We start from the raw sequence: 13,191 nt of genomic DNA on the forward strand, positions 1-13,191 counted from the left end.
CGGTTTCCCTCCTATCCTATCCTGTCCTGCTCTGCTATCCTTCGTAAGCTCGCTGTAACGCGGCAATGTCCATCTTCTTCATCTGCAGCATCGCCTGGGTAACCCTTTGGGACTTCTCTGCATCAGGGTCGCTGATCATCTTCGTAAGCTGGACAGGAACAATTTGCCAGGATACACCATACTTGTCCTTCAGCCAGCCGCATACCTGAGCCTTCTCATCCCCGCCTTCCGAGAGCTTCTCCCAGTAATAGTCCACTTCCTCCTGTGTTTCGCAATGAACCATCAGAGACAGCGCCTCATTAAATCGGTATAGAGGTCCTCCGTTTAATGCCACAAAATCGTGCCCGTCCAACTGGAAATTGACCGTCATCACCATCCCCTCGGTCATACCGCCGATCTCATGCCTTACTTTCCCGTAACGGGTCATGCCGGTAACGGCTGAATTGCTGAAAATACTCGTGTAAAACAAGGCTGCTTCTTCCGCTTGCTTGTCAAACCAGAGACAAGGTGTAATTCTGGTCATTATCGATCCCATCATGATCCTCCTATGCTTCTCATTTTTCATTATTTTACCATAGACTTCCTCCTTGCGTTTCTTCCCTATTGCTAACATTTCAAAGCCTCTGCAGCTGAATCAATTCAATCGATGCACCATTTCATACTTGTTACCGCAAGGGTCCTCAAAGAATACCGCGTAATAAGTCGGGCTTATAGGAAACAACCCCGGTCCGCTTGTTACCGTTCCGCCGCTTAGCTTTACAAGCTCTGCAATTCGATCTACTTCTTCCCGTTCCTCCGCCCAGAACCCGATTGTATTCTCGTTAGGCTCATGTTCGGGATTTACCGTCAAGGCAAAATAAGCTACACTGGGAAGCTCTCCCTCCGAGGCAAATACCTTCCATTGTTCACTATGAAACGTACGGGTATATCCCAAGGCTCCTAGCAGCGCTTCATAAAAATGGCGGACCTGCTCCCACGACGTAACCCTGACATCCATATGACTGTATTTATTCATTTCCCATCCGCCTCTCTTGGATTGATATACCGATATTATAAAAAACAAACACTGACAACGACGGTCAGTGTTTCTCAGCTTTTATAATACTCAACCAGCTTTGTGGCGATATCCGCTAAGCAAGCTCTTAACGGCTCCGGCTCCAGGACACGGATGGATCCGCCGAAAGAGAGCAAATAGTAAGGCGCATGCGTATATAAGTATGCTTCATCCACTTTGAATACGGCCAGCTCCTTCTCTCGCTCTATGAGAGAGTGCCCAAACATCCAATGCCCGCACAAATCATTCAGTGCCTGAGGCCCCCCCTGTACTCGCACGGTAACCAAGCCTTCCTCCGAGTCACCCGTATGACCTTGAAGACTTTCCAGAAGAGCATTTCGGGCAGAGAACGTACTCGGTTTGTCAAACGTATTCCCGGCCAGCGTCATGCTTCGGATGCGGTCGACACGAAAGCACCGAACGGCTCCTCGAAGCCGGCAATACCCTACAGCGTACCATTTATCCTTCCAGTGGACGATGCCGTAAGGGTCCAGGGTGCGTGACGTCGAAGTATTTTCATACCCTGCATCATACTCAATGTCAAGACTGCATTGCGCTTCTATGGCCTGCTCCAAAAGACGCAGCTCTCCCGAAATTTTCCCGTTGGCGGGGGAATGAATCACCTCTAGACCGGCCTCCAGCTGACCGAGCCGCTCGGCTTGCGCATAGCTGGTATACCGTTTTATTTTACCGATAGCCCGCTCTAAGGCCTCCTCCTGCGGATAGCCGGACTCACGAATGAATTTCGCCGCATGGAGTAGCGCCTTCTGCTCAGCGGCATCAAAATACAGAGGATCCAGCTTCACATGATCAGGAATGAAATACCCCCCGTCTCGCCCCGTTTCGGAAACAATAGGTACTCCGCTCATACATAAAGCGTCGATATAACGGTACACTGTGCGAATATGAATTTCCAGCTCCTCCGCAAGCTGCTGAGCTGTCATTTTACGGCGGGTTCTGAGCAGCATAAGAATCGCTAGCATATGATCCGCTTTTGCCATGAGATGATTTCCCCTTACTTATTGCATGTTCTCCATGAGTCGGGTGCGGTACTGCCCCGGTGTGATTCCCGTCCACTTTTTGAAGGCGCTTTGAAAAGCACTGGGCTCGGAAAAGTGCAGCACATAAGCAATTTCACTGACCGAATAATCGAGCTTGCGCAGGTAGCCTATCGCGAGCTCCTTCCGCACACGAACGGAAATCTCATTATAGGTTGTGTCTTCTTCCTTTAACTTGTTTTGCAGGGACCGGGTGCTGAATCCGAAGTGTGCCGCCGTCTCCTGCAATGTCGGGAAGAAGGACGGACTGCATTGCTTCATCCATAGAACGACCTGGTCCGAGAGCTTGCCGGGTCGGAGCAGCTCTTCCATCGTTTCCTGCGCAACGGAATCAAACAGCCTCAGCAGCTTGGCGTCGGAGTACATGACCGGAAAGTCCAGCACCTCCTTCGACAATCGCAGCACATCGTCCTTCGCTCCAAACACCGGGCTTCGGCCAAACGCCGCTTCATAAGGACCCAAGTCCTCCGGCGCCTCATGCATAAACGCAATCTCTCGAAGGGGCGGCTGGCGGTTGCTTAATTTACCGATCAGGCGATACAAGGAACAAGCCATATCCTCAATACAATGGCGAGACATTCGGCCGGGGGACTGCAGGGATAGCCGGATCAGCACATCGTTTCCGCATACTTCCCACTTCAGGTTAAACCCGATGCACAAGATCACGTTATATCGCTGGTATGCCGCAAGTGCGTCCTCTACCTTGCTCGAGTGCATCATGACATAACCGAGAATGCCCATATCGGCAAACTCCATAATTTGCCCCTGAAGCAGTCCAAAATACGGATCCTGTGTGTACTCTGCCGCCGCCAGCGTTAACCGCTCCAATTCCTGCTCGGGGATCCGCGCCTCGACATTGCGAAGAGAAGCAGGGTCAAACGAAGCATATCGGTAAAATGAGTCCAGATCGTATCCTTTATGGACGATCGTCTTTATGATCGGATAGACCATCGAGACGGATACTCCTTGGCTGTTCAAGCTTTGCTCCTCCTTTGCGCGATTCAACAGCACTTGTGCGCGTCTGATCATACCTTCGTACGGGATAACGTTCTATGCTTACTATAGCATTCCGGAGGAGGAAAAACATATGAAATCAAACATTCTCATCATCATGGGACATCCTGACTCGCAAAGCTATTGTGCGGCTTTATCGGCTGCATATAAGGCGGGAGCCGCGGAGAGCCAAGCTGACGTACGTGAGATTGATCTAAGCCTAATCCGCTTTGATCCGAATCTGAAATATGGATACCGGCAAAGAACGGCGCTGGAGGAGGATTTGAAGGAGGCGCAGCAGCTCATCCGATGGGCGGATCACCTGGTATTCATTTACCCTACCTGGTGGGGAGCGATGCCCGCAATTCTGAAGGGGTTCATCGATCGTGTCTTCTTACCCGGCTTCGCCTTTAAGTACCGCGAGCATTCCCCTCTTTGGGATAAGCTGCTCTCCGGCAAATCCGCGCATCTGATCGTCACCATGGACACCCCGCCCTGGTACAACCGCTGGATCTACCGGCATGCCGGACATCAAGTGATGAAACGCAATATATTGCATTTTTGCGGCATAAAGCCGGTGCTCATTACCGAGATCGGACCGGTCAGGCCGTCCTCGGAAGAGCTGCGGGCCAAGTGGCTCGACAAAGTAAAACGGCTCGGCTCCAAACGTGCTTAAATGGAAAAGGCAGGCGCCTCGTTGTGTCGTTCTAACAAGGTACCTGCCTTCCAATATACTATGAGTGTCATTCCGTTCTCACGGAGGGTTCGGCGAGAACGGTACGGTTGCGTCCCGAACGTTTCGCTTCATACAAGGCTTGATCCGCCCGCTGCAGCATCGACCTTAGCCCTTCACCCCTCACATTCTCCGCTGCGCCAAGGCTTGCCGTAATGTGAATCGGCAGCTGCTCAACTTCGAAGCTGTGATCGGCTACACTTCGGCGCATCGCTTCCGCAACCATCCATGCCTCCGCACCACGGTGTCCCGGCAGCAGAAGAACAAACTCCTCGCCGCCATAACGTGCCATAAGATGCTGAGACGGAAGATGCGGAGCCACTAACAGCGGTACATTCTTCAGCACCAAATCCCCAAAGAGATGTCCGAAGCGATCGTTTACCTGCTTGAAATAATCTACATCAAATAAAATAACGGAGATCGGCTCTCCATGCAGCTCGGCCCGTTCCAGCCATTGCTCGGCCAGGTGGAAAAATTGGCGGCGATTATAGATGCCGGTCAGCTCGTCCGTTATGGCCATCATTTCCTTTTCCCGATACAGCTGCGCATTCGTCACGGCGATGACCGCTTGGCTGCAAAAGCTTAACACCAGCTCGACTTCACTTCGCTCGAAGGCCGGCTCCTTTCTCTCGATGAGATGCAGACCCACTAGCTTCCCGTGCATTTCGAGCGGAGCGGCCAGAAGGTAGCCCTTTCCATTCGTACTGCATGCAACTATCGGTTGGTGGTCTTGCGTCATTTGAGCAAACCAAGCTTTAACCTCAAAGGCATCCTGCTGAGACCTTCCTATCCCGCGATCTGCTTCCGCATAGGGAATTAAACGATCGGACTCCAGCATCCATGTAGCTGCGCGATCATAACGGACAAGCTTCTGCAGCTCGCTGAAGGCAAGATCCTTCACTTGCTCGACATCCAAGGTAGAGTTCAGCCTATACATGGAGTTTCGAAGCAGCTCGGAAACCCGGCTCCTCTCCCGCTCCGCGACATTCTCCAGCTGAAGGCGGTTCGCCGTCTCCTGCGCCTGCATCAGCTCCCCGATTCGAATCAGCATGTCATTGAGCGAGGTCCCGAGCACACGAAATTCATCCTTTGCCCGGAGCTCCACCCGGGCGGTAAGATCCCCTGCCCCGGCTCGCATGATCACTCTAATAATCTCATGAAGCGGTCTCGTTACCCAACGGAACAAGATCAAGACGAATAACCCGAACGCCGTCGTGATGGAAAGAAGAAGCACCATCGCGTACTTATATGCCAAATCGATCAGCGGGCTTTGAATGTCTGCCGCATCATCCTCTACTATGACGATCCAATCGGCCAAAGGGATTTTGGAATACGCCAAATATTTGGAGCCTTGATCGTTCGAAATCACCATGCCACCGTTCATTTCATCGGATTGATCCCGAATGATGCTTAAAATTTCCTCGTTTTTTACCTGCGATTGGATCAAGTTGTCGTTGGTGGAGTGAGCCAGTATCATTCCGTCAGCGTCAACGATATATAACACTCCACGCTTGTTTACTTTGATGCCCTTCAACTGATCCGAGAAAAAAGAAGTATAAATGGAATTGCCGACGACCCCCATGACTTGGCCTGACGCGTCCTTAACCGGCGCCGCAATTACGATAATCGTTTGGCTGTGGGCCCTGGAAGCAATCGTACCGCTAACAGCCGGTGCCCCGTTCATCGCCGCGATAAAGTAGCTGCGGTCCTTCACTATAATTTGACCTGTCTCCGGTGCCGCGTCGCTGCCTGCAATAACTACTCCCTCGGAATCGCCGAGCCAAAATTTCTCATGCAGCACCGAACCGTAATAAGCGTCCTGAAGCGCCTTCGTAGTTAATGAGCGTTGCGGATTCGTCAAGTCAAAAAAATGTACGCCGGCTTCGCTTCTAGCGGCCAGCGTATGACGAAACAGCTGCTGGGAGGCGAGGATTTCGGTTTGGCGTATTTCTGCAGAAACCAACCCACGAATGGCTTCTCCCATACGATAAGCATTCGCCTTCATTTCGTCATCACTCTTGCGAAGCAGAAGCTCCGAGCTATAGAAATAAGTGATGATCCCGGAGATAAGTATGGAAGCTGAAACAATGACAACGATAAGGATCGGCAATTTGATCCGCAAATTCATAGGCTTTCCCCTCACTCCATCGATGAACATGACATGCTGCGAGTTATTGGCGCCGCGTTGCGATGATTCAAACGCAATCCGATTTCTGCGGCCCGGCCGCCCTAGAGTCAACACACCTTAGGCCCGAAGCTTTGCGCCCCTTCCTTTCGAAAGGTTTGCCCACTCGACATTATTCGACACGGTTTAGTATAAGATATTTTTAGCTTTTTGTCTAAGGGACTAAGGACAAGGATTACCATACCTCTTTATAAGCGCAAAATAAAAACCACCGGTAACGGCAACCCAGTGGCCTTCTCTTAGTAAATTACATACAGTTATCATGCTTCACCGTGATGACGACATTCCCTTTTTTATGTCCTTTTTCAACATAACGATGCGCTTCGGGAACTTGCTCCAGCGGGTAGCGTCTATCGATTACCGCTTTCAGCTTCCCTGCTTCTGCGAGCCCTTTGAGGAACAGCAGATCTTCCTTACGTACCTTGGCAATCCCTTGGCCATCGACCGTCACATAGCTCCCATTTGGAGCCAGTGCTTTCTTGGCAGCGGATTTCGAGAGCTTCCCTACAGCGTCGAAGATCAGATCGTAGCACCCTACTTCCAGGGTAAAATCCTCCTTCGTGTAGTCCATCACCTGATCCGCCCCTATGGCTTTGACGAATTCAAGGTTGGAGGTGCTGCACACCCCGGTAACCCCCGCGCCATAATATTTCGCCAGCTGCACCGCAGACATGCCTACCGCTCCGGAAGCTCCATAGATTAGAACCCTCTGCCCTTGCCGTATATTCCCTTTGCGAAAAAAATGCAATGCTGTCGTAGCTCCCATAGGAACGGCAGCCGCCTCTTCATAGCTCATGTTCGCCGGCTTTAAAGCTATCACACCTTCCTCCGGCAAGCATGTATACTCCGCATGCGCACCGAAGCCCATCCCGGTCAGGGCATAAATTTGGTCCCCTTTCCGAAAGCTGCGGACCTCCTTGCCCACCGCTTCAATCTCTCCGGCCAGCTCGACGCCCAGGATGGGCTTCCTTGGTTTCCTAAGTCCTAAGACAATGCGCATAGGGAGCCACAGCGATAGCGGGCTTTGAAAGCGGCGCACACGCAAGTCCCCGGCCGACACCGTCGTCGCATGAATTTTCACCAGCACTTCCTTGTCCTTGGGAATCGGCTTCTCAACCTCAGCCAGCTTCAACACATCCGCGGAACCGTATTTTGTACATAGTATCGCTCTCATGGACTTCCTCCCCAACGGCATATTAGAATTAGCATACATGTCAATGGGTACGATTCCATAGATACTAAAGTACGGTTTTGACGAAATGCTTAGAGAAGGCCAAGCTTGCGTGCAAGAGCAACCGCTTCGGTGCGCCGTTTGACCTGCAGCTTGTCGAAGATGATCCTGTTATGCCCTTTCACCGTACTCAAGGAAATGAAAAGGCGCTCGCCTATCTCGTGATTCGACAAGCCTAAGGCTATGAGACGGAGCACCTCCGTTTCCCGCGCGGTAAGGGGCTCAATCAGTGAGGGCGCTTGAGGCGAATCGGAGAGGAGCCCGCAATAGATTCCCTCCGCTTTCATGGCGGACAGCAGCTTTCCGATGTACTCTTGCATGATTCCCGCAGCCGCGGCTTCCGACAAGAGACCGGCCATCGGCTGCCCTTCCTCGAGAAACAGCCGGACGAAGCCTCCCGGCTCCGCTAATGCCAAGGCATAGCTCAGCTGCTGCAAGGATCTCAGCTTATCTCCATGGGCATGCAGCGCAAGGGCTTCGAGGATCAAGCCTTGAAGCCGTTCATCCTCCCAGCCTTTGGCTTCCAGCCATTCCATGTGCGGTCCCAGCAGAGCCAGCGCGGCAGCTGTATCTCCTTGAGCCAGATGGGCCCGAGCCAGACTCACAGGAAGCTTGTGCTTCCGGGCGAGCTGCGAGGCTGCCATGAGATTGCCCTGCCGAAGCAGCACCTGCACGTGTACGGCGGAGATGAAGGGGAATTGCTGCTCATACCGATGCTGTCTTGCAAAATGCTCGGACCGGACAACGATCTCGGCAGCCTCGCTCACTTTCCCTTGAGCCAGCTTCAACCGCGCGAGAAACACCTCGCAGGCCACGACCCGGTCCGAATGCTCCAGCAGTCCGGCCAGCCGGGACGCCTGTTGGCCGTGCCGCTGTGCCTCCTCCAGCCGGTTCCATTCATAATGGATACGGGCTAAGCCCAGATGAGCCTCGCAAGCGACAGGTAGCGGCGGGTCGCCCGCCAATGCCAGCACATGACGATAAGTTTCCGCCGCCGTATGGTACCGGTTATCCGCTTCCTGCAGCAGGCCTATGCCGAGAGTGGCCATGATAGTGATCATGACGTGCCCTATTGTTTGACTGGCGGATAATGCTTCGGTATAGGCCGCGATTGCCGCTGCCCGCTCCCCTAGAAGCTGATAAGCGTATCCCAGGGTCCAGGTAGTAGCGGTGCGGACGGGCAGATTGCCTTGGTGCAAATAACTTAAGGCACGGCGCGACTCGGAGAGGATCGTTTCCGCCTGATGCTTGTTGACAGCCATCGTGGCTCGTATCGAGGCAATATGCCCGATGAGATCGCGGCTCTTATCGTCATGCGGGATGCCTTGCAGCGCCTTCTCCGCAGCTTGCAGCTTCTGCTGTACGCCGGACAGCCGGCCTGACAATAGCAAAGCAGATGCATAGGTCACCCACAACGAAGGCCATGCGTCCAGCTCCTCTTCGGGCAGTGATGCCAGCCAATTCAGAATGGGCGTCACCGCTCCACGAAAGAGCAAGGGCATCCCTTTGCCCTCTATCAATCGAACGGCCCGGGCCGTCTCTCCCGCTGCGGCCGCATGGTGAAACGCCTCCAGCTCGCAGCCTTGTGCTTCCAGCCATTCGCTGGCACGCACATGAAGCGGAGCTGTCGCTGACATCGACGGTAGCTTTTGCCGCAGCAGCTCTGCAAAGAGATGGTGATACCGATACCAGCGCTTCTCCTGATCGAGCGGGACAAGGAACAGGTTGGCCTGCTCGAGATACGCCAGGACTTCCTGCCCGGGTGAGATGCTAGGCTCTTTATCAGCACCGGCCATTACCGCATCGCAGAGCGGGCCGCAGAATCGGTCGAGGATCGAGGTTCGCAGCAGGAAGGTCTGTATTGGGGCAGGCTGCCGCTTCAGCACCTCTTCCACCAGATAGTCCAATACGAAGGGGTGGGTGCCGGTGAAGGAAGCGCTGCGGCCCGATATGTCCGAATCGCCTTTCATGGATAGCGCAGCTAACTGCAGGCCGGCAACCCAGCCTTCCGTGCGGGAATCAAGATGCGCCATTTCGTCGTTCGACAAGCTGAGGCCCATGACCTCTCCAAGAAACTCAACTGTTTCGGGGAAGTCGAACCGCAAGTCTGCAGCGCGTAATTCCGTAAGCTGGTCGCGGGCACGCAGCCGTCCCAAGGGAATCGAGGGGTCCTTGCGGGTTGTGATGACCAGATGCATCTGCGGAGGCATGCGCTCAAGCAGGAAGGTGATCGCCTTATCGACGGGACCTGCATCCAACACGTGGTAATCGTCAAGCACGAGGTGAAACGGGTAAGGATGGGCTTTTATATCATTAAGCAGTGTAGTTAGAATGAATTCCGACGGCGGCGGCTGGGGAGAGGCAAGCAAAGCAAATACGCCTTCCCCGATACTCCTGTCCATCGTCTGCAGGGCAGCCGTCAGATAGGTGAGAAAGCGTGCAGGATCGTGGTCGCCCTCGTCCAAGGAAAGCCATACGGCCGTTCTTCCGCAGCCCGCGAGCCATTCGGCGACAAGCGTCGTTTTGCCATAGCCCGCAGGTGCGGACACGATGGTCAGCTTGCGGTGCATCCCCTCATTCAGTCGCTCCAATAGGCGAGTCCGCCGAACAACCTTGGGCCGCGACGGGGGCATGTATAATTTGGTGGATAGGATGTTCATCGACATGACTTCATTATAAGTACGGCCTTTCTCTATCGTCAACAGCCACAGAGCCTACTATACCGGGTTTATGGATCTATCGCAGCTTTTGCTTTACCGCTGAACCGTATAATGAAGCACGACGTTTCCGGATGCGAACGTGATCGCCTTTTCCAGAGTAAGCCCGGTTTGTTTCACATCCTGGAACAATGGCTTTCCTCCGCCGGAAATGACAGGGGTGACGATAAAAATATACTCGTCGATCAAATCTTCCCGAGCAAGCTGCTGTAAAATGGATCCGCTGCCCAGCAGGAGAATATCGGAATCGGCCTCCCGTTTCAGCTGACGTACGGTCTCCAGCAATCGGTCGGGAAATATCCGGGTATGATCCCATTTCGAAGCTGTCATCGATCTGGAGAAAACAATCTTGGTCATGTCATTTAACTCCTCTGCGATCTCCTTCAACTGCCGGGGTGCATGAGGATCGTTCAGAACAGGAACCCAATACTGTTCAAATCCGCGGTAAGTCGTCCCTCCCAGAATCAGCGTATTCATTTTGCCGCCGATCGAATGTACTGCCTTGTCCACCTCCGGGTCATGGATAAACCAGTCCATACCGAAGCTCGCTTCGTTCGGACTGGCAAAGTAACCGTCAATCGATATCCGGTTCAGCACTTTTATCTTCTTCATTTGCTCGTCACTCCTCAGGGGGTAGTCGGTTATGGGAAGAACTACATCATACCCCAAGGATGACAGAAAAAATTGGACAAAACCGTCCTTCTACAGATAAGAAGACCCGGCTAAATCACTGTGAAATTCGCTGACCTTCATCGCGATATGCTTCGGACTTACCCAAGAGAACAATTTCATATCGCGGATAAAATGAGACTGATCGTAATAGTTCAGCGCATAAGCCACATCGGATAACCGTTCATACTCACCGGAGTGCATCCGCTTCAGCGCCTCATTGATCCTCCTTACCCGAATGAATAAATTCGGCGGCAACCCTACGACCCGGGCGAACCGTTTTTGGAATTGCCGCTCCGACAGATGAAAGCAGGCTACCAGCTGTTTTACGGAAACCGTTTCGATATGATCACGTATGTAATCAAGCGTCGATTCGATGAGCTCGTCCCGAGCATGAGTCTGTTCCTTCCTTGCCGTAAGAAAGCAGCCCAGCAATTCGACTCGTTCGTCCGTTGAGCCCGCTTGCCGAAGCTCTTCCTCAAGTCCCTCCGCTCCGAATTGGTGGGGCTCTAGAAAGCCTTGATTATGAAGTGAAGCGTCCCAGCCGAACAAGCTGTACAAAGCATGGGGCTTGAAAACGATCTGAATCGTGGTGTAAGGCTTGCCGTGAAAGCGCATGAAGCTTGGCTCCGATCCTTGGCCATGAAGAAACAGGAACGGGATCGCGGTCGTTTTCGCGGAGCGGATGGCGATGCTCTCGATGGCAGAGGTACGGTCGGCAGCAAGCTGAAATACGATCCCCGGGTACCCGCTCGGGCATACCTTGACGTCAAGCGGCTGATGTCCCGTGTGCGTTGCGATTCGCAGACATTCGATATCCCTGCTTACAGCCTGCGGTGGCTGCATGACGCTGAAGCTGATAGTAGTCATCTTCGTCGCCGGCGGCTCTCGTCAGAGCCAGGGGCCATGACGGCCGGACCGGCCGGCTCCCTTCTATATCCGTTTGTCATAACCCATTCGGCAGCCACTCCAGGAACTCCTCCCGGTATGTGAAAAGGACCCGTTATTGCGGTTCCATCGTTCCCGTTGCCGGAAACTCTATGATCCGATGACAGACACGCCGCAGCAAGTGCCGTTCGTGACTGATGACAAGCATCCCCATGTTGCGCGTCTGAGCCGCCTCGAGCAAGGCATGCCACAGCTGCGCTTGCGTGACGGCATCCAGCATCGTACTCATTTCATCGGCGATCAGAAATTGAGTCTGCGGGCTAAGCGCCCTTGCGATGCAAATGCGCTGCAGCTCACCTCCCGACAGCTCGTTAGGCCAACGATCCAGCCAGGCAGGCTCAATGCCGAGCCGCTGCAGAAGGTCTTGCTCCGGCGCCCAGCCTTCATTCAACGTTCTGCGCAGCTTCCATCTTGGATTGACTGCCTTTTCCGGATGCTGAAAGATCATTTGAACGGGATGGTACCCCTTCTCGGGAAGAGGGTTTCCGTCTAAGGTTACATTCCCTTGGAGCGGTTTGGCATAGCCTGCCAGCAAGCGGCCCAACGTCGATTTACCGCAGCCGCTGGGACCGACCAAACCGACTCTTTCCCCGGATTCGATCCGAATATCCACATGATTAAAAAGCCAAGGCCGGTTCGCATAGCCATAGCCCAGCTTATTCCCCTCAAGAAGCATAAATGCACCTCACGAGTCCGCCTCTAACCTCTCTCATTGCCGGTACAGCCCCGAGGCATTCACGGGTAGCGGCGGAACATCTCGGCGCGAATACACAGCCTTCCGGCAAAGCATCTGCAGACGGCTGCGATCCGGGCAGAGGGGTGAAATCATTTTGCGGCAATGAGCGCCATAATGCTTGGGTGTAAGGATGTCGCAATCGTTCCCCCGATCCGCTGAAATCCTCCGCAGGACACTGTTCGACCACACGCCCCGCATACATAACCGCGACCCGGTCGGATACCGTCAGCGCCGATTCGATATCATGGGAAATCAGCATGACGGCGCAGCCTTGATCGGCCAGCTCCCGAAGGCAGCCAAGCGCTTCCCCGACAATTACGGGGTCCAGCCCCGGGGTAGGCTCATCAGCAATGATGAGCTTAGCGCCGCTTACGACCGCTGTGGATACAAGAACTCTTCTTGCCATACCTCCCGACAGCTGAAACGGAAAATAGTTTTCCGTCTCCCGCTTCAGCCGGTACCGGTCGAAGACCTCTCTCTGCTTCAAGACGGGGTCACCCGCTTTCACCGATTGCCTGACCTGATTTCCTATCCGCATCAGCGGATCCAGGTAAGAAACCGATTGTGGCACTAGGGAAATTTGGTTTCCTCTTAGCTTCGCCTGTCTTTCGGGAGTAAGCGGCTCCCGCCCGAACCGAATCGTTCCCGTAGAGCTTGCATTCCCCGGCAAAATCCCCAAGACGGCATGGGCAAGCAGACTTTTGCCTGAACCGCTGGAGCCGAACACCGTTACAATTTCACCGGCATGGATCGACAGGCGAAGCTCATGCAGCACCTGAATCGTGCTTTGGCGCATGCCTTTCGTATATTGGGTAAAACGAACGGATAAATCCTCTATTTCCAAAAGAGCCATATGATTTTCCTCCA

Annotated in this window: 12 protein-coding genes and 1 riboswitch; of the genes, 1 reads left to right on the forward strand and 11 read right to left on the reverse strand. The window is 53.6% G+C overall.

Going from position 1 to position 13,191, the window contains the following annotated elements; genetic code table 11:
* Positions 1 to 34: 34 nt before the first annotated feature.
* The 4 genes from QMO62_RS11395 to QMO62_RS11410 all read right to left on the reverse strand — a co-directional run bounded on the left by QMO62_RS11395 (position 35) and on the right by QMO62_RS11410 (position 3,090).
* The gene (locus QMO62_RS11395) at positions 35 to 535 is read right to left on the reverse strand and encodes a VOC family protein (protein ID WP_284641079.1); all 501 of its coding nucleotides are present in this window, start codon (positions 533 to 535) and stop codon (positions 35 to 37) included.
* Positions 536 to 634: 99 nt separating this feature from the next.
* On the reverse strand, positions 635 to 1,015 hold the full coding sequence (locus QMO62_RS11400) for a VOC family protein (RefSeq protein WP_284641080.1): 381 nt from the start codon (positions 1,013 to 1,015) through the stop codon (positions 635 to 637).
* 74 nt (positions 1,016 to 1,089) lie between these two features.
* A complete protein-coding gene (locus tag QMO62_RS11405; protein ID WP_284641081.1) occupies positions 1,090 to 2,055 on the reverse strand; it encodes a helix-turn-helix transcriptional regulator in 966 nt (321 codons plus the stop codon).
* A gap of 18 nt (positions 2,056 to 2,073) precedes the next feature.
* Complete coding sequence (locus tag QMO62_RS11410; RefSeq protein ID WP_284641082.1) at positions 2,074 to 3,090, reverse strand: AraC family transcriptional regulator; 1,017 nt, start codon at positions 3,088 to 3,090, stop codon at positions 2,074 to 2,076.
* Positions 3,091 to 3,199: 109 nt separating this feature from the next.
* On the opposite strand from QMO62_RS11410, the gene QMO62_RS11415 reads away from it, so the two are divergent.
* A complete protein-coding gene (locus QMO62_RS11415; protein WP_284641083.1) occupies positions 3,200 to 3,781 on the forward strand; it encodes an NAD(P)H-dependent oxidoreductase in 582 nt (193 codons plus the stop codon).
* A gap of 67 nt (positions 3,782 to 3,848) precedes the next feature.
* Here QMO62_RS11415 and QMO62_RS11420 read toward each other — a convergent pair whose 3' ends face one another.
* The 7 genes from QMO62_RS11420 to QMO62_RS11450 all read right to left on the reverse strand — a co-directional run bounded on the left by QMO62_RS11420 (position 3,849) and on the right by QMO62_RS11450 (position 13,177).
* Entirely contained in the window at positions 3,849 to 5,966 is a 2,118-nt protein-coding gene (locus QMO62_RS11420) for a diguanylate cyclase (protein WP_284641084.1), read from the reverse strand.
* A gap of 83 nt (positions 5,967 to 6,049) precedes the next feature.
* Positions 6,050 to 6,136: riboswitch (cyclic di-GMP riboswitch) on the reverse strand.
* Positions 6,137 to 6,270: 134 nt separating this feature from the next.
* Positions 6,271 to 7,197, reverse strand: a complete 927-nt coding sequence (locus QMO62_RS11425) for an NAD(P)-dependent alcohol dehydrogenase (RefSeq protein WP_284641085.1) — start codon at positions 7,195 to 7,197, stop codon at positions 6,271 to 6,273.
* An 89-nt stretch (positions 7,198 to 7,286) separates the two neighbouring features.
* Positions 7,287 to 9,845 (reverse strand): winged helix-turn-helix domain-containing protein, encoded by a 2,559-nt coding sequence (locus QMO62_RS11430; RefSeq protein ID WP_504928719.1) that lies wholly within the window; start codon positions 9,843 to 9,845, stop codon positions 7,287 to 7,289.
* A gap of 162 nt (positions 9,846 to 10,007) precedes the next feature.
* A complete protein-coding gene (locus QMO62_RS11435; RefSeq protein ID WP_284641087.1) occupies positions 10,008 to 10,583 on the reverse strand; it encodes a dihydrofolate reductase family protein in 576 nt (191 codons plus the stop codon).
* Between the two features lie 90 nt (positions 10,584 to 10,673).
* Positions 10,674 to 11,510: a helix-turn-helix domain-containing protein gene (locus QMO62_RS11440; protein WP_284641088.1), complete on the reverse strand. Its 837-nt coding sequence runs from the start codon at positions 11,508 to 11,510 to the stop codon at positions 10,674 to 10,676.
* Between the two features lie 133 nt (positions 11,511 to 11,643).
* Positions 11,644 to 12,264 (reverse strand): ABC transporter ATP-binding protein, encoded by a 621-nt coding sequence (locus QMO62_RS11445; protein WP_284641089.1) that lies wholly within the window; start codon positions 12,262 to 12,264, stop codon positions 11,644 to 11,646.
* Complete coding sequence (locus tag QMO62_RS11450; protein ID WP_284641090.1) at positions 12,254 to 13,177, reverse strand: ABC transporter ATP-binding protein; 924 nt, start codon at positions 13,175 to 13,177, stop codon at positions 12,254 to 12,256. Before QMO62_RS11450 ends, QMO62_RS11445 begins: the two co-directional genes overlap by 11 nt.
* Between the last annotated feature and the right edge of the window lie 14 nt (positions 13,178 to 13,191).

Origin of the sequence: Paenibacillus silviterrae (assembly GCF_030167925.1) — a bacterium.
In the GTDB taxonomy this organism is placed as follows: domain Bacteria; phylum Bacillota; class Bacilli; order Paenibacillales; family NBRC-103111; genus Paenibacillus_G; species Paenibacillus_G silviterrae.